26 protein-coding genes are annotated in these 26195 nt (G+C 66.6%); 22 read left to right on the top strand and 4 right to left on the bottom strand.

Annotated elements, in window-relative coordinates; genetic code table 11:
• Window positions 1-61: 61 nt before the first annotated feature.
• The 3 genes from yfiR (at window position 62) to yfiB (ending at window position 2658) form a co-directional block, all read left to right on the top strand.
• Window positions 62-778, top strand: coding sequence for a regulatory sequestration protein YfiR (gene yfiR / locus WJ12_RS31285; protein WP_059556884.1), 717 nt, complete (start codon window positions 62-64; stop codon window positions 776-778).
• A complete protein-coding gene (gene dgcN / locus WJ12_RS31280) occupies window positions 775-2043 on the top strand; it encodes a diguanylate cyclase DgcN/YfiN (RefSeq protein WP_059556883.1) in 1269 nt (422 codons plus the stop codon). The genes yfiR and dgcN overlap by 4 nt, the downstream gene beginning before the upstream one ends.
• 87 nt (window positions 2044-2130) lie before the next feature.
• Window positions 2131-2658 carry an outer membrane lipoprotein YfiB gene (yfiB, locus tag WJ12_RS31275; RefSeq protein WP_069245990.1) on the top strand — a complete coding sequence of 176 codons (528 nt, stop codon included), beginning with the start codon at window positions 2131-2133 and terminating at the stop codon, window positions 2656-2658.
• A gap of 189 nt (window positions 2659-2847) precedes the next feature.
• On the opposite strand, the gene WJ12_RS31270 is transcribed toward yfiB, so the two are convergent.
• A complete protein-coding gene (locus WJ12_RS31270) occupies window positions 2848-3558 on the bottom strand; it encodes an IclR family transcriptional regulator (RefSeq protein ID WP_034186140.1) in 711 nt (236 codons plus the stop codon).
• Between the two features lie 165 nt (window positions 3559-3723).
• On the opposite strand from WJ12_RS31270, the gene WJ12_RS31265 reads away from it, so the two are divergent.
• The 10 genes from WJ12_RS31265 (at window position 3724) to WJ12_RS31220 (ending at window position 14821) form a co-directional block, all read left to right on the top strand.
• Entirely contained in the window at window positions 3724-4422 is a 699-nt protein-coding gene (locus tag WJ12_RS31265) for an RraA family protein (RefSeq protein WP_034186141.1), read from the top strand.
• Window positions 4422-5369: a hydroxyacid dehydrogenase gene (locus tag WJ12_RS31260; protein ID WP_034186218.1), complete on the top strand. Its 948-nt coding sequence runs from the start codon at window positions 4422-4424 to the stop codon at window positions 5367-5369. The genes WJ12_RS31265 and WJ12_RS31260 overlap by 1 nt, the downstream gene beginning before the upstream one ends.
• Before the next feature lie 21 nt (window positions 5370-5390).
• Window positions 5391-6320, top strand: coding sequence for an SMP-30/gluconolactonase/LRE family protein (locus WJ12_RS31255; RefSeq protein ID WP_034186142.1), 930 nt, complete (start codon window positions 5391-5393; stop codon window positions 6318-6320).
• Between the two features lie 85 nt (window positions 6321-6405).
• Window positions 6406-7785: an MFS transporter gene (locus tag WJ12_RS31250; protein ID WP_059556966.1), complete on the top strand. Its 1380-nt coding sequence runs from the start codon at window positions 6406-6408 to the stop codon at window positions 7783-7785.
• A 46-nt stretch (window positions 7786-7831) separates the two neighbouring features.
• Complete coding sequence (locus tag WJ12_RS31245; protein WP_049031329.1) at window positions 7832-8983, top strand: porin; 1152 nt, start codon at window positions 7832-7834, stop codon at window positions 8981-8983.
• Between the two features lie 10 nt (window positions 8984-8993).
• Window positions 8994-10040: an amidohydrolase family protein gene (locus tag WJ12_RS31240; protein WP_059556881.1), complete on the top strand. Its 1047-nt coding sequence runs from the start codon at window positions 8994-8996 to the stop codon at window positions 10038-10040.
• Window positions 10037-11317 carry an MFS transporter gene (locus tag WJ12_RS31235; RefSeq protein ID WP_034186145.1) on the top strand — a complete coding sequence of 427 codons (1281 nt, stop codon included), beginning with the start codon at window positions 10037-10039 and terminating at the stop codon, window positions 11315-11317. The genes WJ12_RS31240 and WJ12_RS31235 overlap by 4 nt, the downstream gene beginning before the upstream one ends.
• On the top strand, window positions 11314-12552 hold the full coding sequence (locus tag WJ12_RS31230) for an MFS transporter (protein ID WP_059556879.1): 1239 nt from the start codon (window positions 11314-11316) through the stop codon (window positions 12550-12552). Before WJ12_RS31235 ends, WJ12_RS31230 begins: the two co-directional genes overlap by 4 nt.
• 11 nt (window positions 12553-12563) lie before the next feature.
• Window positions 12564-13886 carry an MFS transporter gene (locus WJ12_RS31225; protein ID WP_059556878.1) on the top strand — a complete coding sequence of 441 codons (1323 nt, stop codon included), beginning with the start codon at window positions 12564-12566 and terminating at the stop codon, window positions 13884-13886.
• 2 nt (window positions 13887-13888) lie between these two features.
• Window positions 13889-14821 carry an amidohydrolase family protein gene (locus WJ12_RS31220; protein WP_069245989.1) on the top strand — a complete coding sequence of 311 codons (933 nt, stop codon included), beginning with the start codon at window positions 13889-13891 and terminating at the stop codon, window positions 14819-14821.
• Window positions 14822-14899: 78 nt separating this feature from the next.
• On the opposite strand, the gene WJ12_RS31215 is transcribed toward WJ12_RS31220, so the two are convergent.
• A complete protein-coding gene (locus tag WJ12_RS31215) occupies window positions 14900-15517 on the bottom strand; it encodes a hypothetical protein (RefSeq protein ID WP_049031321.1) in 618 nt (205 codons plus the stop codon).
• 814 nt (window positions 15518-16331) lie between these two features.
• Here WJ12_RS31215 and WJ12_RS31210 point away from each other — a divergent pair.
• The 5 genes from WJ12_RS31210 (at window position 16332) to WJ12_RS31190 (ending at window position 21314) form a co-directional block, all read left to right on the top strand.
• Entirely contained in the window at window positions 16332-17450 is a 1119-nt protein-coding gene (locus WJ12_RS31210; RefSeq protein ID WP_069245988.1) for a branched-chain amino acid ABC transporter substrate-binding protein, read from the top strand.
• Window positions 17451-17633: 183 nt separating this feature from the next.
• Complete coding sequence (livH, locus tag WJ12_RS31205; protein WP_034186151.1) at window positions 17634-18560, top strand: high-affinity branched-chain amino acid ABC transporter permease LivH; 927 nt, start codon at window positions 17634-17636, stop codon at window positions 18558-18560.
• An 11-nt stretch (window positions 18561-18571) separates the two neighbouring features.
• Entirely contained in the window at window positions 18572-19843 is a 1272-nt protein-coding gene (locus WJ12_RS31200) for a high-affinity branched-chain amino acid ABC transporter permease LivM (protein ID WP_049035043.1), read from the top strand.
• Window positions 19840-20613 carry a high-affinity branched-chain amino acid ABC transporter ATP-binding protein LivG gene (gene livG, locus WJ12_RS31195; protein WP_059556876.1) on the top strand — a complete coding sequence of 258 codons (774 nt, stop codon included), beginning with the start codon at window positions 19840-19842 and terminating at the stop codon, window positions 20611-20613. Before WJ12_RS31200 ends, livG begins: the two co-directional genes overlap by 4 nt.
• On the top strand, window positions 20613-21314 hold the full coding sequence (locus WJ12_RS31190) for an ABC transporter ATP-binding protein (protein WP_006484776.1): 702 nt from the start codon (window positions 20613-20615) through the stop codon (window positions 21312-21314). Before livG ends, WJ12_RS31190 begins: the two co-directional genes overlap by 1 nt.
• 89 nt (window positions 21315-21403) lie before the next feature.
• Here the strand turns inward: WJ12_RS31190 and WJ12_RS31185 are convergent, their stop codons facing one another.
• Window positions 21404-22255, bottom strand: a complete 852-nt coding sequence (locus tag WJ12_RS31185; protein WP_034186154.1) for a LysR substrate-binding domain-containing protein — start codon at window positions 22253-22255, stop codon at window positions 21404-21406.
• 133 nt (window positions 22256-22388) lie between these two features.
• Here WJ12_RS31185 and WJ12_RS31180 point away from each other — a divergent pair, with 133 nt between their 5' ends.
• The 4 genes from WJ12_RS31180 (at window position 22389) to WJ12_RS31165 (ending at window position 25741) form a co-directional block, all read left to right on the top strand.
• A complete protein-coding gene (locus WJ12_RS31180) occupies window positions 22389-23369 on the top strand; it encodes a hypothetical protein (protein WP_069245987.1) in 981 nt (326 codons plus the stop codon).
• A 29-nt stretch (window positions 23370-23398) separates the two neighbouring features.
• Window positions 23399-24388 carry a 2OG-Fe(II) oxygenase gene (locus WJ12_RS31175; protein ID WP_059556965.1) on the top strand — a complete coding sequence of 330 codons (990 nt, stop codon included), beginning with the start codon at window positions 23399-23401 and terminating at the stop codon, window positions 24386-24388.
• 13 nt (window positions 24389-24401) lie between these two features.
• Entirely contained in the window at window positions 24402-25325 is a 924-nt protein-coding gene (locus WJ12_RS31170) for a DMT family transporter (RefSeq protein ID WP_069245986.1), read from the top strand.
• Between the two features lie 65 nt (window positions 25326-25390).
• Entirely contained in the window at window positions 25391-25741 is a 351-nt protein-coding gene (locus WJ12_RS31165; protein WP_069245985.1) for a VOC family protein, read from the top strand.
• Window positions 25742-25776: 35 nt separating this feature from the next.
• On the opposite strand, the gene WJ12_RS31160 is transcribed toward WJ12_RS31165, so the two are convergent.
• Complete coding sequence (locus tag WJ12_RS31160; protein ID WP_034186158.1) at window positions 25777-26184, bottom strand: DUF2000 domain-containing protein; 408 nt, start codon at window positions 26182-26184, stop codon at window positions 25777-25779.
• Between the last annotated feature and the right edge of the window lie 11 nt (window positions 26185-26195).

Genomic DNA, 26195 nt, shown 5'->3' with positions numbered 1-26195 from the left:
TGCACGCGCATGGGAAGAGGCGAGGGGCAGCGCCGGAGCGACGCCAGCGGATGTTGCCATCATGGATGCGAAAGTGTGCGCGTCGGCTGTCGGTCTCGCGACTGCAGCGACGTCAGCGGGCGCGGCGCCCATCGCCGCGCGGACGGTGTCCGGCCGTCTCGGCCGAGCCGCTTCGCTGCGCCACGCGCTGTTCGCAATCGTTTGCTGGTTGGGCGCGGCGCCCGCCGTGCTCGCAGGGGCGCCCGCCGATGCCGACGTTCCGGTCGATCCCATGCACCTCGCCGCCGCCGCAAGCCCTGCCGATCATGTCGATCACGCCGACCCGGCCCATTCCTCACACGACTCCGCCGTGCGTCAGGTCGTGCTCGGCATCGTCAGCTTCACGCGCTGGCCGACCACGCCCGTTCGCCTGCATCTGTGCGTCACGGGCCGGCCCGACTACGCGCGCGGCCTGACCGACACGCTGGAGGCCGGCTCGACGCTGGTCGACGTGCAGCGCGTACGTCCCGACGATCCGGCGCTCGGCATCGCATGCGACATCGTCTACCTCGGCACGCTGAGCGACGACGAACGCGCGCGGGTGAGAACCGCGGTGGCCGGTCATCCGGTGCTGACGATCTCGGAACACGATCCGTCCTGCACCGCGGGCGGCATGTTCTGCCTGAGTGTCGACGGCGATCGCGTGTCGTTCGACATCAATCTCGACGCCGTCGCGCGCAGCGGCGTGCGTGTGCACCCGAACGTGCTCAATCTCGCCCGGCGGCCGGTGACGCCATGACACGGTCCGCGCTCCCCGTTTCCGCTTCCCGCATGCCGCGCCCGACGCTGCAAAGCGTGCTGCGTCGGGCGCACCTGCGCCTCGCGTTCATCGCGGTGACGATGGCGGCCGTGTCGTTGATCGTCGTCGCCGTGATCGCGTTGCGCGCGTACGCGGGCAACAACCTGAACCTGCTCGCGCGCTCGCTCGGTTACACGGTCGAGGCGGCGCTCGTGTTCGGCGATCGCGTCGCGGCGAACGAGGCGATCGGATTGATCGCCAGCGACGAGGATGTCGCACAGGTGGTCGTCACGGACAGCAAGGGGCAACTGTTCGCGACGTGGCAATTGCCTGCCGGCAACGGCATCGCGCGGCTCGAACGCGCCGTGGCGGATGCGGCGCTGCCCGGGCCGGTGACCGTCCCGGTGCTGCACGACGGCATCATTGTCGGACACGTCGTCGTGCGCGGGCGCGGCCATCAGTTCTTCGGCTTCCTGCTTGGCGGCGTGGGCGGCATTCTCGGCTGCCTGGCCGTCAGCGTGTTCGGCGCGTATGTCAGCTCGAAGCGTCTGCTGCGCAACATCGTTTCGCCGCTGCGCGCGCTGGCGGGCGTCGCTCACGCGGTGCGGCGCGAGCGTGCCTTTGCGCGGCGCGTCGAACCGGTGGCGATCGCCGAACTGAACCAGCTCGGCGACGACTTCAATGCATTGCTCGACGAATTCGAGGACTGGCAGAACACGCTGCGCGACGAGAACGCGTCGCTCGAGCACAAGGCGACGCACGATGCGCTCACGGGGCTGCCCAACCGCGCGCAGTTCGAATCGCGCCTCGCGCTTGCGCTGTGCGACGCGACTTTGACGGGGCAGCGGGTTGCCGTCCTGTATCTCGACTGCGACCGCTTCAAGGAAATCAACGATTGTCTCGGCCACGATGCCGGCGACGCGGTGCTGGTCGGCATCGCGTCGCGGCTGCGTACGCAGGTGCGCGAGACCGATCTCGTCGCCCGTCTGGGCGGCGACGAATTTGCGGTGATGCTGGCGGCGGTGCCCGAAGCGGGCAGCGTATGCCGGATCGCCGACGGGATTTTGTCCGGCATGGCGCCGTCGATCGAGCTGTCCGACGGCCGCATGGTGGCCACCATGATGAGTGCCGGCGTTGCGCTGTATCCCGATCACGCGTCGGACGCGAGCGGCCTGCTGCGGGCGGCGGATGCCGCGATGTACCGCGCCAAGCGTGCGCGGCCGGGCTCCTGGCAATTGGCGGAGGGGGTGGTCGGATCGGCTTGAGGATGAACGTTTCGCGCCGCGGGCGAGGCCGCGGCAGCGATTGACAAGAAGCGCGTTCAACAAGGGCGCACTCGAAGGGGATGCGAAATGAACCACTCGTTTCCTGTAAGCATGGAGCGGCTGTGCGTGGGAAGCGCATTGCTGCTGGGCATGCTGCTGGGGGGCTGCAAGACGCCGCCGCCGCCGCCGCCGCCGCCGCTTCATCGCGGGCTGACGCAGACGCAGGTCACCGTGCTGAAATCAGCCGGGTTCCAGGAGACTGGACAGGGGTTCGAGTTCGGGTCCACCGGGCCCATTCTGTTTGATTTCGACCGGTACAACCTCAAGCCGGACGTGCGGCGGATCGTCGAACGGATCGGGCGGACGCTGCGGTCGTCGGGGATCAACGGCGTGCGGGTGTATGGCTACTCGGATGACAGCGGGACGGAGAAATACGATCTCGAGTTGTCGAAGCGGCGGGCGGAGGTGGTGGCCGCCGAGCTGGTCGACGTCGGGCTGGATGCGAAGCAGATCGCGATCGCGGGGAAAGGGAAGCGTGATCCGGTAGGGGATAACCGGACGCCGGCCGGGCGGGCGCAGAATCGGCGGGCGGCGATTGTGATTTCGCCGAGGTGACGGACATCGTTGTTCTGCGTGAAGCGCGATGCCGGCAGGCAAGACAGTCCGCGTTGGCACGCTACGCACGCGTAGCGGAATGGCGCTGTATCGCCAGTTCCAGTCGTCAGCTCGAACCAACTCGCGGCGACTTGGGCAACCGCTGTTGCTTCAGCGCCGACCTGAACCATGCGTTGGTCGCCGCGAGGATCAGGTGCCGTAGATGTTTTCGCAGAGCGCGACACTCGCGCCCAGCTTCCGGGACAGATCGGCGGCCGCATCCAGTTGCGGTCGATCCAACTCGCCCGACTCGTATGCGGCGCTGAGACGAGACGCAGGACCGGAAAGCGTCAGTGCCGCCATGAACTTGTCGCCGGCGCCGAAGATCGGCACCGCGAACGCTGCCGTGTGCACGTCGCGCGCACCCGCGGTGAAGAGGGGCAGCGCAGGCGGCTTGTCATAGATCGGTTCGCCGAGTCCCCAGAAGCGGATCACCTGGCTGATGGCCGTGTCGTCGAGCGGCAGCATCGTCCCCGCGAGCCGCGTTTCACGCAGGCCTTCGGACGGCTCGGCCCGAAACAGGCAAAGCCGCTGCCCGCTGTCGTGTACGTAGTACGATGCGCTTTCCTTCGTCAGCGCGGCCAGCGCGTGCAGCGCCGGTTCAACCACCGTGGACAGATGGAACGACTGCTCGTACAGCTTGCCGAGGTACAGCACACGATGTCCCAGCGAATAGTTGCCGGATTGCGCGCGCACGACATAGCCCATTCGCTCCAGCGAGTTCATCAGCCGATAGACCGTCGTCTTGTGCATGCCGGATGCCTGCGACAGCATCGCGAGTGACTGCGATTCGGCACCGGGCTTGAAGCAGTCCAGCAGCGAAAGCGCCTTTTCCACGGCAACGACCCCTTCATTTCCCATCTCTTCTCTCCTGTCGACATGCAACAGAGATTGTACAGGGTAAAACGATGGTTTACCACGTAAAAGGGTAAACGCCAGTGCCATGATGCTCGCCCTCTGGTTATAGTGATTTCACGATGTACACCATTGTTGTACATAGTACAACGCACAACCCGAGGTCGAATCATGAGCAAGCCACCCGTCAGCACTTCCCCGATCATTCGCGACATCGAACGCGTGTCGCCCGAACTCGTTCAGGCCGCCGCCCGCTATCAAGCGGCGATCCTGGCCGACGTCGCCGGCCGCCGCGGCACCGTGCATGGCCGCGTGCGGCCGCTGTCGCCGAAGATGAAGGTCGCCGGCCCCGCGATCACGGTCGAAGTCCGCGTGGGCGACAACCTGGCGATCCATGCGGCGCTCGCCGTCGCGAAGCCGGGCGACGTCGTCGTGGTCGACGGCAAGGGCGACATCTCGTGCGCGCTGCTCGGCGAAATCATGGCGGCGCAGGCGAAGGCGAGCGGCATCGCCGGCATCATCATCGACGGCGCGGTGCGCGATGCGCATGAACTGGCCAACGGCGACTATCCGATCTTCTCGGCCGGCCTCAATCCGTGCGGCCCGACCAAAAGTGTCGCGGGGCGCGTGAATGCGCCGATCTCGCTGGGCGGCACGGCGGTCAATCCGGGCGACCTGGTGGTCGGCGACGCCGACGGCGTCGTCGTCGTTGCGCGCGCCGACGTCGCGCGCATCGTCGATCTGGCGCAGAAAAAGCTCGATGCCGAAACGGCGCGTATCGCGGCGATCCACAAGGGCGACGTTCGTCCGGGCTGGATCGAGAAGGAACTGCGCGCAGCCGGCATGCTGGCCGAAGGCGAGGCGCTGTGATGCAGACCGCTTCGCATAAGCCCGTCGTCCTCGTGACCGCCGCCGACCTTGCGGCTCAAGCGCTCGACATGCTCACGCAGTTCGACGTCGTGTTCGCCGGCAAGCAGCCGACCGAAGACGACATCGTCGCGCTCTGCATCGCGCACAAGCCGGTCGCGATCATCGTCCGGTACGGCAAGATCAACGCGCGCATCATGGACGCCGCCGAAAACCTGCAGGTGATTTCGAAGCACGGCAGCGGCATCGACGTGATCGATCAGGACGCCGCCGCCGCACGCGGCATCGCGGTGCGTGCCGCGGTCGGCGCGAATGCGGCCGCCGTCGCCGAGCACGCATGGGCGCTGCTGCTCGCGTGTGCGAAGTCGGTTCCGCAGCTCGATTCCCGCATGCGCGAAGGCCATTGGGACAAGTCGACGCACAAGTCCGTCGAACTCGACGGCCGCACGCTCGGCCTCGTCGGGCTCGGCGCGATCGGTCGGCGCGTGGCCGCGATCGGCGCGGCGTTCGGCATGAAGGTTGTCGCGTTCGATCCGTTCGCGAAGGAAGTGCCCGCCGGTGTGAAGCGGGTGCCGCTCGACACGCTGTACGCGGAGTCGGACGTCGTGTCGCTGCATTGTCCGTTGACGGCCGACAACCGCCGGATGCTCGACCGCGACACGCTCGCGCGTTTCAAGCGCGGCGCGATCCTCGTCAATACCGCCCGCGGCGGCTTGATCGACGAAGCCGCGCTTGCCGACGCACTGACGAGCGGTCACTTGCGCGCGGCCGGGCTCGACAGCTTCGACGTGGAACCGATGGCGGTGCCGCACCCGTTCCAGCAGATCCCCAACGCGATTCTGTCTCCGCATATCGGCGGCGTGAGCGATGCCGCGTACGTGAACATGGGCAAGGGCGCGGCCGCCAACCTCCTCGCGGTGCTGGACGAACGCGCGCACAGCGCGGCTTGAACCCTGGACATCGAGGTACGCATGTTTTATCTGACGAATCCCGACGTGCGCGAGGCCGAAGTCTTCACGCGCATGCCGGAGAAGTTTCGCAAGCCGGACGTCCGCACGGAATGGGCGCGCGCGAATCGCGGCGGAATGGTCACGGATTCCTTTCTCGAAGGGCCGGTCTGGGATCCGGACGGTTATCTGTTCGTCACCGACATTCCGCACGGGCGCATCTTCCGCATTTCACCGTCGGGCGACTGGGAACTCGTCGCCGAATACGACGGCGAGCCCAACGGGATGAAGCGCTTCGACGCGTCACACCTGATCATCACCGACTACCGGAACGGCGTGATGCTGCTCGATATCGAGCGCGGTGAAGTCCGCCCGTATCTCGAGCGCCGCAACACCGAGCGCTTCAAGGGCGTGAACGACCTGACGTTCGACTCGGCCGGCAACCTCTATTTCACCGACCAGGGGCAGACCGGCCTGCACGATCCGACGGGACGCGTGTACCGGCTGTCGCCCGACGGCAAGCTCGACATGCTGCTCGATACCTGCCCGAGCCCGAACGGGCTCGTCCTGTCGCGCGACGAGAAGGTGCTGTTCGTCGCGATGACGCGCGGCAATGCCGTGTGGCGCATGCCGCTGCAGGCCGACGGCTCGGTCACGAAGGTCAGCCAGTTCTTCACGTCCTACGGACCGAGCGGCCCCGACGGCCTCACCGTCGATCTCGACGGCCGCCTGTTCGTCGCGAATCCGGGGCTCGGCCGCGTGTGGGTGCTCAACCACTGCGCGGAGCCCGTCGAGATCCTGACCGGACCGAAAGGCGCGTCGCTCACGAGCGTGTGCTTCGGCGGCCCGGACATGAAGACGCTTTTCATCACCGAAGCGACGTCCGGTTCCATCCTGAAAGCGGACATGACCGTTGCCGGCCCGCTGCCGAAACAGGCAGCGAAGCAGGACTGAGACCACGAGCCGGGAAGCCGCGCGTCGGCTTCCCGCCCGCATGCCGAAAGATCGCGCCGCCAGCCGCGCGACGAAGGAGACAAGCATGACCATTTCGCACGTGTTGCATGCCGGCGAGGACGCACCGCGCGCCGCCGCGCAAGCCGCGGAGCGTCTGGCCGCCGACGATTACGCGGCCAGCGAGCGCACGCTCGCCAAGGCGTTCCGGCGCATTCTGCCGTTCATTTTCGTCTGCTACGTGATCAGTTATCTCGACAGGACCAACGTCGGTTTTGCCGCGCTGACGATGAACAAGGATCTCGGTCTCACGGCCGAGCAGTTCGGCATCGGCGCCGGCCTGTTCTTCATCGGCTATTTCCTGTTCGAGATTCCGAGCAACCTGATCATGCAGAAGGTCGGCGCGCGCGTGTGGATCGCGAGAATCATGATCACGTGGGGCCTGTTCTCGATGGCGACGGCGTTCGTCGTCGGACCGAAGAGCTTTGCGGCGGCGCGTTTTCTGCTCGGGCTCGCCGAGGCGGGGTTCACGCCCGGCATCTATCTGTATTTCACGCACTGGTTTCCCGGCAAGTGGCGCGCGAAGGTGACGGCCGCGTTCCTCGTCGGCATTCCGGTCGCGAACATGATCGGCTCGCCGGTTTCCGGCGCGCTGCTCGAACTCGGCGGCCTGCACGGGCTGCGCAGCTGGCAGTGGCTGTTGCTGATCGAAGGCGTGCCGGCCGTGATGCTCGGCATCGCGTGCCTGTTCGTGCTGGCCGACCGTCCCGAGAAAGCCGCGTGGCTCAGTGACGAAGAGAAGGCATCGCTCGCGAAGCGCCTCGCGTTCGAGCAGCGCGACATCGGCGCGAAGCACGGCAGCAACCTGCGCGATGCCATGACGAACTGGCGCGTGTTCGTGCTTGCGTTCATCAACTTCTGCGGGATCGTCGGCTCGCTTGGCGTCGGCCTGTGGATGCCGCAGATCATCAAGCAGTTCGGCGTCGAACACGCGGTGGTCGGCTGGCTGACGGCCATTCCGTATGCAATCGGTGCCGTCGCGATGCTGTGGTGGGCGCGGGTCGCCAATCGTGCGGCCAACCGCATTCCGTATGTCGCCGGCGCACTGGCCGTCGCCGCCGTGGCGTTGTGCGCGAGCGCCTTCATTCATGCGCCGGTTTTCAAGCTGATCGCGCTGTGCGTCACGGTGAGCGGGATCCTCGCGTTTCAGGCGACCTACTGGGCGATCCCGTCCGGATTCCTGACCGGCCGGGCCGCCGCCGGCGGCCTCGCGCTGATCGTGTCGGTCGGCAACCTCGGCGGCTTCGTCGGACCGTCGCTGATCGGTGCGCTCAAGCAGTTCTCCGGCGGTTTCACCACGCCGCTCGTCGCCGTGTCGGCCGTGCTGCTGCTCGGTGCGCTGACCATTGCATGGCTCGGCGATCCGGGCTCGTGCGCCGGCGAAGCGCTCGCCGCCCGCAGGACGTGAATATTTCTTCGTCAGACCCACCCACAAAAAACAGTTTGGAGACTCCATGTTGTCGAATCAGGCCAGCCAGAATGCCCGCCCGAAATCCCGCTTCGTGCTCGGCGCCGTCACCGTCGCGAGCGCGGCGTTGGGGGGCGGTGTCGCACATGCGCAAAGCAGCGTCACGCTGTACGGCATTGCCGACGTCGGCATCGAACACATCAACAATACGAGCACCGGCGGCGCGCAGACGCGCGAAGCGTCGGGCAACCTGTCCGGTTCGCGGTGGGGACTGAAGGGCGTCGAGGAGCTCGGCGGCGGCATGAAGGCCATTTTCCAGCTGGAAGACGGCTTCAACATCAATGACGGCACGACCGCGCAGTCGACGAAAGGCCTCGGTGCGAACGCCGCCACGACGTCGCGGATTTTCGGCCGGCAGGCGTGGGTGGGGCTGTCTTATCGAGGGCAGCAACTGACGTTCGGCCGCCAGAACTCGCTCTTCTACGAACAGGCCGTGGCGTTCGACCCGATGGGCGCGTCGTCGCGCTATTCGGTGCTGTCGCTCGACTACGCGGCGGCCGCGCGTATCGACAATTCGGCGAAATACACCGGCGTGTTCGGTCCGCTCACGGCGCAAGCGATGTACAGCACCCGCTACGACACCGGATACGGCGCCGAGGTGCCGGGCGCGCAGCTCACCGGCCGCTTCTTCAGCGGCGCGTTGAGTTTCGCGCAGGGGCCGCTCGCCGCGAGCGTGTCGTACGAGCAGCGCAACAGCAACACCGTCGCGACGAACACGGGCACCGAGCGTCGCGCGACGGCCGCCGCGTCGTATGCGATCGGACCGGTGAAGGGATTCGCCGGTTATCGCTACCTGCATGCGTCGAACGCGTTCCTGCCGGCGAACCCGATCCGTGTCGCGAACGGCGCCGAAGCCAGCGCGGCGAACCTGTACTGGGCCGGCGCGCAATACGCGGTGTCGCCGGCGTTCGTGGTCACGGCAACGGCGTATTACCAGGACGTGCATTCGACCAGTGCCGATCCGTGGCTCGCCGTGCTCTGTGCGGACTATCTGCTGTCGAAGCGCACCGATGTCTACGCGACGGCCGGTTTCGCGCGCAACAAGGGCGGCTCCGCGCTTGGCGTGAACGGCTACGGCACGGTCGCACCCGATCACAACCAGACGGGCGTGGTGATCGGCATGCGCCAGAAATTCTAAGGCGATCGCGATGCAGACCGTTCACGCGCCCCATCTGCCCGTCAGGCCCGAGTGGCTCGCATTGCGCGACGAGCCGGTGCTCGAACCCGAGCTTGCCATCGTCGACGCCCATCATCACCTGTGGGACCGCCAGACCGGGCGCTATCTCGCGGACGAATTCGGCGCGGACGTGCGCAGCGGGCATCGGGTCGTGTCGACGGTCTACGTGCAGTGTCGCTCGATGTTGCGTGCCAGCGGGCCGGATGCGCTCAAGCCGGTCGGCGAAGTGCAATTCGCGAGCGGCATCGCCGCGATGTTCGAAAGCGGCGCATACGGCCCCGCGCGATGCTGCGAGGCCATCGTAGGCGGCGCCGATCTGTCGCTCGGCGCGGCGCTCGATGCGGTGCTCGACACGATGCTGCAGGTGTCCGGCGGACGACTGCGCGGGATCCGCAATCCGCTCGCGTGGCATGCGAGCCCCGACGTGCGATCGAGCCCGGTCACGCCGCCGCGCGACCGGATGTCGGATCCGGCTTTCCGGCGGGGCGTGACGACGCTCGCTCGCTACGGATTGTCGCTCGACGCCTGGGTCTATCACACGCAGCTCGACGACCTGTACGAACTCGCGCGCGCCTGCGAGGACGTCGTCGTGGTCATCGACCATTTCGGCGGCCCGGTCGGCGTGGGCCCGCATGCTGGCCGGCATGCGGAAGTCCGTGCGCAATGGCAACGGCAACTCGCGCGTCTCGCCGCGCTGCCGAACACGCGCATGAAGCTCGGCGGCGCGGGCATGAGCATGTTCGGTTTCGATTTCGCCGTGCGCGACCTGCCGCCGTCGTCGCAGGAACTGGCGGCCGCGTGGCAGCCGTATTTCGATACCTGCGTCGAATGCTTCGGCGTCGATCGCTGCATGTTCGAGAGCAACTTCCCCGTCGACAAGGGGATGTTCGGCTATCGCGTGCTGTGGAACGCCTTCAAACGACTCGCGTCGGCGATGTCGGCCGATGAAAAGGCCGCGCTGTTCAGCCGGACGGCCGCATCGACGTATCGCATCGCAATTCCCGGAGACAACCCATGAAGACGAGTGCAACCGTGGCGACGCAGGAGAGGGCGTCCGCTGCCGCGGAAAAAGGCGGTACGCGCATGACCCGTATCGAGCGGCGTTCGCTGACGCTCGCGGGGCTCGGCTGGACCTTCGAGAGCTACGACTCGTTCCTGCTTTCGCTGCTGCTGCCGACGCTCGCGCTGCAGTTCGGGCTGAGCAAGGCGCAGCTCGGTTTGTTCACGAGCGTCACGGCGGCCGGACAGATCGTCGGCGGCATTCTGTTCGGCTTCGTGTCGGACCGGATCGGGCGCGTGCGCACCGCGCTGCTGTGCGTCGGCATCTACTCGCTGTTTTCCGGCCTGATCGCATTTGCGCCCGACGCGCATTCGTTCGCCGCGTTGCGCTTTTTCGGCGCGCTCGGCATGGGCGGCACCTGGACCGCCGGCGCGGCGCTCATCGCGGAGACCTGGCACCCGAGCCGGCGCGGCAAGGGCGGCGCGCTGATGCAGATGGGCTTGCCGGTCGGCGCGATTCTCGCGATCGTGATCTCGGGCATCGTCGGCGCCGCGCATGGCGGATTGGCCGGCGACAGCTGGCGTCTGCTGTTCCTGATCGGCGCGTCGCCGTTCTTCATCCTGTTCTGGGTCGCGCGCAAGACGCCGGAATCGCCGATCTGGCTCGAACGCCGGCACGCGAAGCCGCACGCCCGCAAGCTCGACGCGGCCAGTCACGAGAAGCTGAACGTGCGCGGCCTGCTCACCGCCTTCTGCTTCATCTTCTTCCTGCAATACCTCTACTGGGGCGTATTCACGTGGACGCCGACGTTCCTCGTCACGGTGAAGCACCTCGACTTCGTGCATAGCCTCAAGTTCGTGCTTGCGCTGCAGTTCGGCGCGATTGCCGGGTTTCTGCTGTTCTCGGCATGGGTCGACCGGCTCGGCCGGCGGCCGATGTTCCTGGCCTATCTGCTGGTCGGTGCGATGGCCGTGGGCGTGTACATCGTGTCGGCGAATCCGTGGCTGCTGATGACCGCGATCTTCCTGACCGGCTTCAGCGTGAACGGCATCTTCGCGGGCGCCGGCCCGTTCCTCGCGGAGATCATCGGCAACACGGCATCGCGCGGGTTCTTCATGGGCCTCGCGTACAACGGCGGGCGGCTCGGCGGCTTCATCGCGCCGTTGATCATCGGCGCGCTGGCGTCGACGTCGGGCGGTTTCGTGCTCGGGCTCGCGACGACGATCGTCGCGTTCGTCGCCGCGGCCGCGGTCGTGCTGTTCGCGCCCGAAACGCGCGGAAAGGCGCTGTCATGAGCGTGGCAACGCGAGCGGGGTGGGTGAGCACGTTGTTTCCGGCGCTGTCCGAGGCGTCGCTGCGGCGCTATCTGAGCGGGCAGGTCGCGTCGGTACTCGGCAGCTGGACGCAGAACGTCACGCTGAATCTGCTGGTCTATCACCTGTCCGGCTCGGGGGCGATCCTCGCGCTGCTCAACTTTCTGCTGTACGGGCCGCAGTTGATCGTCGCGCCGGTGGCGGGCTCCCGCATCGGCGCGGCCAACGCGCGCCGCGTGACGCTCTGCGTGCTGACGGCGTCGCTGCTGCTGACCGGCAGCCTCTTCACGTTGTCGCTGCTCGGCCTGCTCGGCGTGAAGCTGATCCTCGCGCATGCGCTCGCGATCGGCGTGTCGAGCGCGGTGGAAACGCCCGCGCGGCAGGTGCTGCTGCTGACGAGCCTGCAGGACGCGACGCACACCTCCAACGCGGTCGCGATGAACACGATGGTCTACAACGTCGGGCGCATGGTCGGCCCGACCATCGCCGGATTCGTCTATCCGACGCTGGGGCCAAGGACGTCGTTTGCGATCTATGCGCTCGCGCTGTGCTTCATGGCGGCGTGCGTGCGGTCGATCCGGACCGCGTCGGCGGGCCGCCCGTCGCGCGCGGAGAGCGGCCTGCGCGATGCGGTCGGCTATGTCCTGTCCGATGCGTTCTCGGCCCGCTATCTGCCGATTCTCGCGTGCATCGGCCTGTTCGCCGGCAGCTACCAGACGCTCGTGCCGCTGCTCGCGGACCAGGGCTTTCACGATGCGGCGCGCTTTACCGGCGTGTTCTTCGCGTGCGCCGGCGCCGGCTCGTTGAGCGCGGCGGTGCTGCTGTCGTCGGCATTCGGGCCGCGCGCGTCGCACCGGTTCATCGCGTATGCACCGTGGACGGCGGTCGGCGCGCTTGCCGTGCTGGCCGCGACGACCGATGCGGCCGGATCGATTCCCGCGTTTTATGCGCTCGGCTTCAGCCTCACGTTCGCGGCCACGTCGACGAACGCGACCATTCAGCGCCAGTGCCCGGATCACGTGCGCGGCGGGCTCGTCGGGATGTACGGCATGGCCTACAACGGCACGATGCCGTTCGGTTACCTGCTCGTCGGCAGCGCATCCGAGGCGCTCGGCGTGCGACACACCTTCGCGGCAATGGCCGCCGTGCTCGCGTGCGGCGTCATGGCGGTCATCGCGTGGCAACGGTTCACAGGAACGCGCCCAGGCGCACAATAAACGGAGACAACATGCAAACCGGGTTCATGGAAGCGTCCGCGATCGAGCGCCGGACCATACGAAAGGTCGTCTGGCGACTCATTCCCTTTTTGATGATCTGCTACCTGCTTGCCTTTATCGACCGGGGCAACGTGGGGATGGCATCGCTGCAGATGAACCACGACCTCGGGATGTCGGCGACGGTCTTCGGCTTCGGCAGCAGCCTGTTCTTCATTTCCTACTTCTTTTTCGAAGTGCCGAGCAATCTCGCGCTGCAGAAATACGGCGCGCGGATCTGGATCGCCCGGATCATGATCACGTGGGGCATCGTGTCGGCGGCGACCGCGCTCGTGCACAACGCGACGACGTTCTACGTGCTGCGTTTCCTGCTGGGCGCGGCCGAAGCCGGCTTCTTCCCGGGCGTGCTGCTTTATTTGTCGTACTGGATTCCCGCGCAGTATCGTGCGCGCATCGTCGCGACGTTCATGGTCGCGATTCCGGCCGCGAGCTTCATCGGCTCGCCGATCTCCGCGCTGCTGTTGCAGATGGATGGCGTCTGGGGCCTGCGCGGATGGCACTGGCTGTTCATCCTCGAAGGCATTCCGACCGTGCTGCTCGGCATCGCATGCCTGTTCATGCTGACGAACAAGCCGGAAAACGCGAAGTGGCTCGACGACGACGAGCGCGCGTGGCTCTCGGGCGCGCTTGCCGCCGGCCACAAGACCCGCAAGAAGGTGCCGTCGCTGCCGCTCACGCAGCTGTTCCGCAACCGCTACGTGCTGTGCCTCGCGCTCGTCGACACGTGTGCGTCCGCGGCGGGCAGCACGCTGTCCGTGTGGCAGCCGCAGCTGCTCAAGTCGTTCGGCCTGACCGTCATGCAGACCGGCCTGCTGAACGCGGTGCCGTACGCGGTGGCCTCCGTGCTGATGGTTTACTGGGGCCGGCGCTCGGACCGTGTCGGCGAACGGCGCTGGCACACGGCCGTGCCGATGCTGCTGATCGGCGTGGGCCTGTTCGCGACGTCGCTGAGCGGATCGCTGCTGCCGACGGTCTGCATGCTCTGCGCGGTGCTGGTCGGCGCGTATTCGTTCAAGGGGCCGTTCTGGGCACTCGCGACCGACATGCTGTCCAACAGCACCGTGGCGGCCGGGCTCGCGACGGTCAATGCGATCGCGAACCTGCTCGGCGGCGGGCTGATGGTGAACGTGTACGGGTGGGTGAAGGCCGCGACGGGCAGCTACGCGCTCGCCTTGATGCCGCTCGCGATCCTCACGCTCGTGAGCGTCGCGACGCTGCTGCTGCTCACGCGCAATCATGCGGCCGGCAAGCTGGTCGGCAAGACGGGGACCATCTGATCATGGCACGCATGGCGAGACGCGCATTCCTCCGGATCGCCGGCGCGACGCTGGCTTCGGCTGCATTGCCGAGGCCGGCCGCCGCCGACGAAACGTGGTCGAGCGGCATCGAGCCGCCGGCGTTCCGGCTGCCCGACGGGGCGATCGACTGTCACATGCACATCTACGACGACCGGTTCCCGGTCGCGCCGGGCACGACGCTGCGACCGCCGAATGCGACCGTCGCGCAATACCGGCGCCTGCAGACGCGGATCGGCGTGAAGCGCAACGTGGTCGTGACGCCGTCGACGTACGGGACGGACAATCGCTGCACGCTCGCGGCGATCGCGCAGTTCGGCGGCGACGCGCGCGGTGTCGCCGTCGTCGACGGCACCGTGCGCGACGACGAACTCCGGGTGCTCGATCGCGGCGGCATCCGTGCGATCCGGTTCAACCTGAGCTATCCGGGCGCGACGACGCTCGACATGCTGGCGCCGCTCGCCGCGCGTATCGCGAACCTCGGATGGCACATCGAGCTGGTGGTGCAGGGCGCGCGGCTGCCGGAGCTGGAGCCGCATCTCGCGGCGCTGCCTTGTCCGCTCGTCATCGACCATATCGCGCACGTGCCGCAGCCCGGCGGGCTGGCGTCGGCCGCGCTTCGTACCGCGCAACGCCTCGTCGACAAGGGCCATACGTGGATCACGTTGTCCGGCCCGTACGTCGACAGCAAGACGGGCGCGCCTGCCTACGAGGACGTCGCCCCGGTCGCGAAGGCGCTGATCGGCATGGCGCCGGAGCGCATGCTCTGGGGCACCGACTGGCCGCACCCGACGCAGAAGACGGACAAGCCGGACGACGCGAGCCTGCTGGACGTGATCGCCGGCTGGATCGGGCGTCCGGACTGGCAGCAGCTGATATTCGTTGCGAACCCCGCGAAGCTGTACGGGTTTGCATAGCGCGGACAGGATGAGGTCGCGAACGGGCGCGCATGCGCGGACTTGGATTGACGCGCCGCGCGGCGTCACCACCCTGCGTCACCAGGCGATATTGCAGGACGACCACGACGTCCCCGCGCCTCCGGTAGCCGTGCAATGCGTGCCCGCGCCGTTGTCGAAAAACGTCCGTGTTTCCGGTTGCGGTACGGACGGATCGTACGGATTCGGCGTCCCGTGCGGACCGCGTGCGGCATCGTACGGCCGCGTCGGCGCATACGCCCCGCCGCTGCCGACCGGTTTCGAACCGTTGTCCCGCAGGTATTCGTTCCAGTTCCGTGCGCGCTGTTCGGATCCGGGCAACGCGCGCCCGAGGCTGTCGCTGCCGCCCGCGCCGAGCGCGACGCGATTCGCAGGCAAGACGAAGCCGGATGCATGTCCGGCCGGCGTTTTCGCTTCGAGCGTATTGCCGGACACTCGCAACGGCCGCGTATCGGGCGTATCGAACGGGCTGCGTTCCGCGGGCACGGCATACTGCGCGCGTCGAGTGACGCGCCGCGCACGCACCTCGTCGCGACCGGCAGCACGACGCTCCGAGCGAAACACATTGGCGCCGGCCGACCGATCGGCCAGCGTGCCGCGCTCCGAGGCATCGGCTACGGAAACGGAAAGCGTCCACACGAACGCAGCGGCGAAAGACAAGCGAAGAGCGTGACTCATCAGCGATCCCAATCAGGTGATGTGCATGGAGAAAAACGGCAGATCACTGGCTGGCGAGACTGAACGACGGACGGGCGTTGGTGCGGCCCTGAAGCGACGCGGCGAAGCGCGGTGGCGCGGTTCGCTGGAAGGCTGGCTGGATTGCAGAAGCGAGTTCGTATTATTTCATGAAAATAACAATTTTCTTTCTGTGACGATGAAATCGTCGGCGAACGGAAGGTTTTACCGCTTCGCGCGAACGCCCCTCATTGGTGCTTGCTGCCCCAATCGTCAGTTGATTGATTTTTCGCGATCGGCCTCCTGGCGCCCTCCGATCGTGCCGGACTCGGCGCCGAATCGCCCAAGCCCTTGCGCGACAAGGAGCCGATCTATCCCGTCACCTGTTATCGCAACCTGATTGCACCCCACGCAAACGTTCCCGCCCACCGGGGTTGCGCCCTCGTCGCCACCGTACAACACCCAAACCCTACGTGTTTTCCCTCAGTCGACAGGCATTTTTGACAGACGATTTAAAAACGCCCATATAATTTCGACTGCCTTGCCAATGGCTGTCGGACCATCCCTCCGAACCAGCGATCTGGCAAGCGGGGCAGGCGAAACGCTTGCGCAATGCAAGACGCATCACGATGTCTTTCCGAACCAGACGTCCCCCTCCGGGGACTGCAAGAGCCGGGCCCCGCTACGCAACATTCCGCTGGAGTTCCGTCTTCTATGTGTCTCGGGCGTGTCCCATGTCCTCGCCCCGGGTGCTGTTCGATTGCGCAAGTCATGCCGCCTTTGCCCGTATGACTAAACAACATCGAGGAGCTCCCAGATGACGCTGTCCCGTCTTACGTCCATTTCCGTTGCCGCCGTGCTGTTCGCCGCCGGCGCCGCCGCCGCGCAAGCGGAAACCGTGAAGATCGCCATTGCTGGTCCGATGAGCGGCTCGGTCGCCCAGTATGGCGACATGGTGAAGGCCGGCGCGCTGACCGCGATCGAACAGATCAACGCGGCTGGCGCTGCGGGCGGCAACAAGTTCGAAGTGGTGATGATGGACGACGCGTGCGAACCGAAGCAGGCCGTCGCCGTCGCCAACAAGATCGTCAGCCAGAAGATCAAGTACGTGATCGGCCACGTGTGCTCGGGTTCGACGATCCCGGCCTCGGACATCTACGAGAACGAAGGCATCGTGATGGTCACGCCGTCGGCGACCGCGCCGCAGCTGACCGAAGGCAAGAAGCGCCACTTCATCTTCCGCACGATCGGCCGCGACGACCAGCAAGGGCCGGCCGCCGCGCACTACATCATCAACAACGTGAAGCCGAAGAAGGTCGCCGTCCTGCACGACAAGCAGTCGTACGGCCAGGGCATCGCGTCGTCGGTGAAGAAGGACCTCGAGGCCGCGAAGATCCCGGTCGTGCTGTTCGAAGGCATCAACGCCGGCGATTCGGACTACTCGGCGATCATCACGAAGCTGAAGTCGCAGGGCGTCGATTTCGTCTACTTCGGCGGCTACCACCCGGAAATGGGCCTGCTGATGCGCCAGGCGCGCGAGCAGGGCGTGAAGGCCACGTTCATGGGGCCTGAAGGCGTGGGCAACAAGGACGTGACGGCGATCGCCGGCCCGGCCTCGGAAGGCATGCTCGTCACGCTGCCGGCCGACTTCTCGGCCGACCCGGCCAACGCGGCGCTCGTGAAGGCGTTCGCGGACAAGAAGCGCGACCCGAACGGTCCGTTCCAGATGCCGTCGTACGCAGCGGTGAAGATCATCGCCGACTCGATCGCGGGAGCGAAGACGACCGACCCGACGAAGGTCGCCGCGTACATGCACAAGACGACGTTCGACACGCCGATCGGCAAGGTCGCGTACGACGCGCAGGGCGACCTGAAGGCGTTCAAGTTCGTCGTCTACACGTGGCACAAGGACGCGACGAAGACCGCCGCCAAGTAATACGGCGTACCCGCCCGCGCGCCCGCCCTGTCCGAGACCCGGACGGGGCGGGCGCGTATTGGCCGCGCATCGGCCCATCGCGCGGCCAACGGGCGGCCCGAGACGACACCGTGCGTTGCGCGCGGCCGAACGCCGTGATCCGGCGGCGGCAGGCGACCCAGCGCCAACGGGAGCTTCCCGCACATGACTGACTTCTTTCCGCAATTCGCCCAGCAGCTGGTCAACGGCCTGACGCTGGGCGCGATCTATGCGTTGATCGCCATCGGCTACTCGATGGTCTACGGCATCATCGGCATGATCAACTTCGCCCATGGCGAGATCTACATGATCGGCGCGTACGTGGGCCTCGTGACCCTCACGGCCATCGGCATTTCCGCCGGTTATCCGCTGCCGCTCGTGCTCGGCGCCGCACTGATCGTGTCGGTGATCGTCACCGGCCTGTACGGTTTCGCGGTCGAGCGCGTCGCGTACCGCCCGCTGCGCGGCGGCCCGCGCCTCGTGCCGCTGATCTCCGCGATCGGCATGTCGATCTTCCTGCAGAACTACGTGCAGATCGGCCAGGGTGCGCGCGACGTGTCCGTGCCCGTGCTGATCTCCGGCGCGTTCGACATCCATCTCGGCGGCGACTTCGACGTGACCGTCCCGTATTCGCGCCTGATGATCGTCTGCGTGACGCTCGTGCTGATGATCGCGCTCACGCTGTTCATCTCGCATTCGCGGATGGGCCGCGCGTGCCGCGCATGCGCCGAGGACATGAAGATGGCGAACCTGCTCGGCATCGACACGAACCGCGTGATCTCGTTCACGTTCGTGCTCGGCGCGATGCTGGCGGCCGTCGGCGGCGTGCTGATCGGGCTGACGATCGGCAAGCTGAATCCGTATATCGGTTTCGTCGCGGGCATCAAGGCGTTCACCGCCGCGGTGCTCGGCGGGATCGGCAGCATCCCGGGCGCGATGCTCGGCGGCGTGCTGCTCGGCCTCGCCGAAACCTTCGCCGCGGGCTACATGCCGGCCGAGTACAAGGACGTCGTCGCGTTCGGGCTGCTCGTGCTGATCCTGCTCTTCCGCCCGACCGGCCTGCTCGGCAAGTCGGACATCGAAAAGGTCTGAGGGAGACGCAGATGAGTCAAGTCATTTCCGTTCGCCGCCCGGCCGCCGACGCTTCGCTCGGCCAGGCGCTGAAAAATGCCGTGGCCGCCGCGTTGCTGACGGCGATCCTCACGATTCCGGTGCTCGGCCTGCAGCTGAAGCTCGACGGCTACCAGGTCGTGCTGACGCCGCATTGGCGGCCGGTGTGGATCGCGGTCGCGGCCGTGTTCCTGTTCCAGTTGTTCAAGCCGTGGCTCGTGCGCGCGAAAGCGGCCGTGAAGCTGCCGGCGGCACCCGCGATGGGCGCGCGGCAGCAGCGCGCGATCATCTGGGTGCTGCTCGCGGTCGGGCTCGTGTGGCCGTTCTTCGGCTCTCGCGGTGCGGTGGACGTCGCGACGCTCGCGCTGATCTACGTGATCCTCGGCCTCGGGCTGAACATCGTGGTCGGTTTCGCGGGCCTGCTCGATCTCGGCTATGTCGGGTTCTACGCGGTCGGCGGTTATACGTACGCGATGCTGAACCAGTATTTCGGGCTGTCGTTCTGGGCGTGCCTGCCGATCGCGGCGATCGCCGCGGCGACGTTCGGCTTCCTGCTCGGCTTCCCGGTGCTGCGCCTGCGCGGCGACTATCTCGCGATCGTCACGCTCGGCTTCGGCGAAATCATCCGCCTGCTCGCGAACAACCTGACGAGCCTCACCGGCGGCCCGGACGGCATCTCGGGCATTCCGAAGCCGACGGTGTTCGGCTTCGAGATGGCGCGCTCGGCGAGCGTCGAAGGCGCGAAGACCTTCCATGAACTGATCGGGCTGGAATACAGCGGCGAGCACATGGTGATCTTCCTGTACCTGATCGCGCTGGTGCTGGTCGGCTTCACGCTGTTCGTGACGAGCCGCCTGATCCGCATGCCGATGGGCCGCGCGTGGGAAGCGCTGCGCGACGACGAGATCGCGTGCCGTTCGCTCGGCCTGAACCCGACGCGCATCAAGCTGTCGGCATTCACGCTCGGCGCGGCGTTCGCGGGGATCGGCGGCGCGTTCTTCGCGGCGCGCCAGGGCCTCGTGAATCCGGAATCGTTCACCTTCATCGAATCGGCGCTGATCCTCGCGATCGTCGTGCTCGGCGGGATGGGGTCGCAGCTCGGCGTGATTCTCGCGGCGATCCTGCTGACCGTGCTGCCGGAAGTCGCGCGCGGGTTCGCCGAGTACCGGATGCTGATCTTCGGTCTCGTGATGGTGTTGATGATGATGTGGCGTCCGCAGGGCCTGCTGCCCGCGAGCCGTCCCCATGTGGAGCTGCCGCGATGAGCGTGAATACGGAACTGTTGAAGGTCGCCGGGCTGCAGATGCGCTTCGGCGGGTTGCTCGCGGTGGACGGCATCGATTTCGACGTGCGCCGCGACGAGGTGTTCGCGATCATCGGGCCGAACGGCGCGGGCAAGACCACGGTGTTCAACTGCGTCGGCGGCTTCTACAGGCCGACCGGCGGCGCGGTCGAACTCGACGGCCACCCGATCGCCGGGCTGCCGAGCCACAAGATCGCGCTGAAGGGCCTCGTGCGGACGTTCCAGAACATCCGTCTGTTCAAGTCGCTGACCGTCGTCGAGAACCTGCTCGTCGCGCAGCATCGCAAGGTGAAGGCGGGGCTGCTGCACGGGCTGTTCGCGACGCCCGCGTATCGTCACGCGGAGAAGGAGGCGCTCGAGCGCGCGGCCGTGTGGCTCGACCGGATGGGGCTGACGTCGGTCGCCAACCGCCCGGCCGGCACGCTGTCGTACGGGCACCAGCGGCGTCTGGAGATCGCGCGCTGCATGATCACCGATCCGCGGCTTTTGATGCTCGACGAGCCGGCAGCCGGCCTCAACCCGCAGGAAAAGATCGAGCTGCAGCATCTGATCGACACGCTGCGCCGTGAATTCGGCGTATCGGTGCTGCTGATCGAACACGACATGAGCCTCGTGATGGGCGTGTCCGACCGCATCCTCGTGATGGAGCACGGCCGGCCGATCGTGATCGGCACGCCGGAAGCGGTCCGCAACGACCCGCGCGTGATCAAGGCGTATCTGGGGGAAGAGTGATGCTGAAGCTGGAGCAGGTCCATACGCACTACGGCGCGGTCGAGGCGCTCGCGGGCGTGTCGATCGAGGTGAACAAGGGCGAGATCGTCACGCTGATCGGCAGCAACGGCGCCGGCAAGACGACGCTGATGATGACCGTGTGCGGCACGCCGCGCGCCTCGTCGGGCCGCGTGCTGTTCGAGGGCAACGACATCACCGCGATGTCGACGCACCAGATCATGCGGCAGGGGATGGCGATCTCGCCGGAAGGGCGGCGCGTGTTCCCGAGCCTGACGGTGCTCGAAAACCTGAAGATGGGCGGCTTCTTCGCGAGCCGCCACGAGATCGACGACGGCATCGAGCACGTGTTCAAGCTGTTTCCGCGCCTGAAGGAGCGCGCGGCGCAGCGGGCCGGCACGATGTCGGGCGGCGAGCAGCAGATGCTCGCGATCGGCCGCGCGCTGATGAGCAAGCCGCGCCTGCTGCTGCTCGACGAGCCGACGCTCGGTCTCGCGCCGCTCGTGATCGCGCAGATCTTCGACATCATCCGGACGATCCGCGACGAAGGCGTCACGGTGTTTCTCGTCGAGCAGAACGCGAACAAGGCGCTCGGTGTGGCCGATCGCGGCTACGTGCTCGAAACGGGGCGCGTGGTGCTGGCGGACACGGGCGCGAACCTGCTCGCGAACGACCGTATCAAGCAGGCGTATCTCGGCGGCTGAGCGACGGGAAGCCGCCGGCCTGCAACGGGCCGGCGGTGTCCGGCTCTCGACGTTTCCGCATGCAGGGCCGGTTCCCGGCCTTGCTTTTCCTACCCGATCCTGAACGTGCTTTTCAGTACGTCGCGCAGATGCAGCGCGGCGCGATTGCTGTCGTCCGTCAGGATCGTGATCAGATGCGGCGGCAGATCGGGCAGCACGATCCCGGCGACATGGCTCGTCAGGTTGCCCGACACGCGATCGTGCTCGATCAGCCCGACCGCGAGGCCGTTCGCGATGCAGGCTTCGACCGCGGGCGAGCTGGCGCTCTCGAGCAGCATCCGGTGCGCGATCTTCGCCTTCTTCAGCGCGTTCAGCGCGGTGTCGCGATACGGGCAGCCCTGCAGTTGCACCGCGATCGGCAGCGGCGCATCGGGATTGAACTTGAACGTGCGCGCGGCGACCCACACCGGATGGGTCTTGCTGAGCAGCTCGGCGTGCGGCGGCGCTTTCGACACGACGGCGATCGTGATGTCGAGCTGGCCGCGCGCGAACAGCTGCTGCAATTCTTCGCTGGAGCGCGCCTCGACGGTCAGTTCGAGCAGCGGCCGGTCGGCGGCGAAGCGCGGCAGGAATTCCGCCATGAAGTGCGCCGCGTACGAATCCGGGATGCCGAGCCGCAGCTTGCCGGTCAGCATCTGCGGCGACAGCGATTCGACGAGCCGGTCGTGGCTCAGCAGGAACTCGGTGGTGTCGCTCAGCAGCTTGTGGCCGAACTGCGTGAGTTCGACGGCCTGGTTGTTGCGCGTGAACAGGCGCTGCGCGACCATTTCCTCCAGCTTCTGAATCTGCGCGGTGACCGACGACGGGCTGCGGTTCACGTGAGCGGCCGCATCCTTGAAGCGGCCGAGCTTCGCGACGGCGTGGAAGGTTCGCAGCAGGTCGACGTCCAGGGTGCGCGGCATGATTTGGTTTTTCCGAATCAGTGATTCAGGTAATGTCGATTGACGGAATTATTGGGCATCCCATATTCTCGGGTCAACAGGCAGACAACGGCAGGCAGCCGGTCGGGCGTTGCACGCATCCGGGGAACGATTCATGTCGATCAATGATTTTGTCGTAGATGCATTGGTGCGGGACAGGAAGCTGAAGGCGGAGTCGGTATGGACGGTCGAGAATCACGAAAAGTATTCGACGCTGAAGCGCACGGACGATGACGCGCGGCGGAGGGCAGCGGGGCGCGAAGTCTTCTCGCTGATGCGAAACCTGAACGAGCTGGGCGTGCGGAGCCCGGCGCTGTGTGCGGATCGCGACGGCAACGGTTCGTTGCGCGAAGCGATCGGCGCGTTGAGCGAGCGGCTGGCCACGTTGTCGCGCGGCCGCGATGTCCACTACATCGAGCTCGGGCCCGAGCCGGTCAAGACGACCGAGCTGATGAGGGCCGTCAGCGGCGGCGGGCCGGACCATCTGCGCTACACGGCCGTCGACATCAACGAGTCGTCGGAAGACGCGATGCGGCACGCGATCATGCCGTTCCTGAAAACGCCCGGCTGTTTCAACTACATCGCCGACGATTACCGGAACGTGCAGTGGAACCACATCCACTTGGGCCAGGACGTGACGTTCATCACGATGCTCGGGTTCCAGGAGGGCAACGAGTTGCCGGTGACGATCGGCCGGCTGATCCGCACGCTCGGCGGGAAGTCGACCTACGTCGTATCGGAGATGCAGTTGCTCGTGGAGGGGCGCGAAGAGCCGATCTACAACTTCTACCGCAACGAGAACATGGTGCGGTTCTCCGAAATCGTCAGCCGGCAGCAGGGCTTCGAGCCGCTCGGCGAGCATCATGTGTCGATCGTGCGGCTCAATCTGCTCGGCGACCAGTTTCACGTCGCGGTCACGCTGCAACCGGTGTCGAGGGCGGGCGCCGACGGGCATCTGATCACCAACGTCTGCCTGAAGTACACGCCGGAGCAATTTCGCAACGTGCGCCTGAGCCACGGCAATTGCCGCGTGATCGAGGAGCTGCGCAGCGGGGACGGCAGCGTTGTCTACCAGATCGCGCAGTTCAAGGGCTGAATGCCGGAATGCCGACAGCGAGGCACGCGATGAACAAGGGAAATGCATTGCCGGTGTTTGCGCGCGGGTTCGACCGGGTGAGGCTCGCGTTGCGGACGTCGCTGTCGGCCGGCGTGAACGTCGACGGCACGCTGGACGCAGCGACGGAACCGATGCGCTGGACGAGCGCATGCCTGCGCGACGGTTACGAGGTGAGATACCGCCGCAACCTCGACGATCTCGGCTATCGCGAGGTGCCGATGCGCGGCACGCGTTCCGATTCGCTGAACGCGGTGTGCCATCTGCGCGGGCTGTTCTCCGACGAGGCGGTGAGCGCGTTGCGCGAGATCGGCCGCGCGCTGGAGCGCAGCGCGTCGAGCAGCAACTGGATCATCTCGAAGCGCGTGCGCGCGGTGACGAACCGGTCGCGCTTCATCGACGACATGATGCACGACCGCGCGTTCCTGATGCGGGTGTCGCGTCTTGCCGGCGCCCCGCTGATTCCGTATCCGATGGTCAATGCGCGGTCGCAGTTCAATTACTACTATCCGACGGACTCGCGCGAAGGCGGCAACGCGCCGCTCGGCATGTGGCATACCGACGGCACGAGTTTCGTGCTGAATGTCGTGCTGTCGGATCGCGCCGATTACGAGGGCGGCAACTTTCTGTTCTACGAATCGACCGCGGAAACGTTCGATCGTCACGACAAGGAACGCCGGCATGTGAAGACCGCGAACCTGGACCGCGCGGGCGACGCGCTGCTCATCTACGGCAGCAAGCTGTTCCATGGCGTCGAGCCGGTCGAGGCCGGACGCCGCATGTCGCTGGTGCTGTCGTTTCATTGCCCGTACACGCGCGAGGACGACAACGGGTTCTGGCATCTCGCGTCGGACGACGGCATTCCCCGCACGATCGTCAACTGGCTGGCGCTGCAGCGCGCCCTCCGGGACGACGCCGAATTGCAGTACCGCCGCCTGGGGCTCGAACCGATTCGCCCCGAAGACCTGGACGACCAGCGCCTGTCCCCGGCCCCCTTCTGAGAGCCGTCGCCCCATGCAGCTATTCCTGCTTCAGCTCGTTTTCGTGTTGTCGTGGAGTTCCGGTTTCATCGGCGCGAAGCTCGGCGCGGAGACGGCCGGTGCGTTCAACCTGCTGTTCTGGCGGTTCCTGCTCGTCACGCTGTGCCTGGCGGTCGTCCTCAACCGGCGGCTGGGGCGCCTGACGTTCGAAAAAATCCGCTATCACGCGGTGATCGGCTTCCTGTCGCAGTTTCTTTACCTGACCTGCGTGTACATCGCGATTCAGCATGGGCTGCCGCCGGGCATCGCCGCGATCGTCGCGGCGTTGCAGCCGCTCATCACGGCCGCGATGACGTCGCTCGAGGGCAGCGAGCGCAGCGGGGCGCGCCAGTGGGCCGGGCTCGTCGTCGGGTTCGTCGGCGTGGGCATCGTGATCGGCGGGCAATATGCGTTGCCGGCCGGGTCGGTCGGGATCGTCATGTACCTGTTGCCGCTGGTGTCCGCGCTGGGGCTGTCGATCGCGACGATCTATCAGCGGAGGCGCGCGCTGACGGCCGCGCGCAGCAACGAGGACGGGCTGTTCCTGCCGCTGTTCGTGCAAGGGTGCGTGAGCCTCGTGCTGTTCGCCGCGTGCGGGATCGTCACGGGCAACCTGCATGTGCCGACACAGCCGAACGTATGGGTGTCGGTCGTGTGGCTGACGGTGTTCTCGACCTTCATCGCGTACCTGTCGCTGTGGGCGCTGCTCAAGCGCATGCCTGCGACGCGCGTGGCGACCCTCGTCTATCTCGAGCCGCCGGTGACGCTGTTGTGGGCCGCATGGATGTTCGGCGACCGGATCGAGGTGACGACCTATCTCGGCATCGTCGTCGTCGCGATCGGTGTGTGGCTGGCCGGCAGGCACGTCGAGCGGCCCCCGCGGGCGCGGCGGGCGGAGATGAAGGTGGCCGGGCGCTGACGGGCTGGCCGCGCGGGCGATTCCGGTGTAGCGTCGCGAGACAACCCGACTCGCGAAGGAACCCGATGAAAGTCAAACGGATCGTCGCCAACATCGACACACGGTCGGTCGACGACGCAACGCGTTTCTACCGGCAGATCTTCGGTCTCGACCTGCTGATGGATCACGGCTGGATCGCGACCTACGGCAATGCCGAGCAGATGGGCGTACAGATCAGCTTCGCGTCGCAGGGCGGATCGGGCACGCCGACCCCCGATCTGTCGATCGAGGTCGACGACGTCGACGAAGCGCTCGAACGGGTTCGCGCGGCCGGCATTCCCGTCGAATACGGGCCGGCCGACGAGCCGTGGGGCGTGCGGCGCTTCTACGTGCGCGATCCGTTCGGCAAGCTCGTCAACGTGCTCGCGCATCGTTGACCCGACGCGTCGGGCAAGCTTCCGCGCGGCGACGTTCAGGCGTGCAACGCCAGCCCCTTCACCGCCTTGTCCACGGCCTTCTTCGGCCCGTGCAGCGCCAGACCGACCAGATCGGGATTGGCCGCATCCTCGGCGCGAAACGCCGCGCGGTTGGCTGCGTCGTGGCCGGTCGAAAACATCGCGCGCACGTAGGGCACGATCGTCAGTTCGCGCGATAGCGCCTGCCGGTGCGCGGCCTGCAACCCGTTCAGGTCGGCCGCGAATACCAGCATCGGCTGGCCGAGCATCCGGCCGTAGCGGCGGCCGGCCGCATCCTCGTAAGGTTCGCCGAGCGCGTCGGGCGCGCCGGCCGCGACCCCCGTCGCGAGAAACGCGACCACGTTGAGTTTTTGCCATGCGGCGAGATCGTCGCGCACGATCAGCGCTACTTTCGTATCGAACATGCTTGCTCCTG

This window comes from Burkholderia seminalis, assembly GCF_001718535.1.
Classification (GTDB): Bacteria; Pseudomonadota; Gammaproteobacteria; order Burkholderiales; family Burkholderiaceae; genus Burkholderia; species Burkholderia seminalis.
Note: the sequence above shows the minus strand (reverse complement) of the source record. Positions and strands in the feature narration are given on the sequence as shown.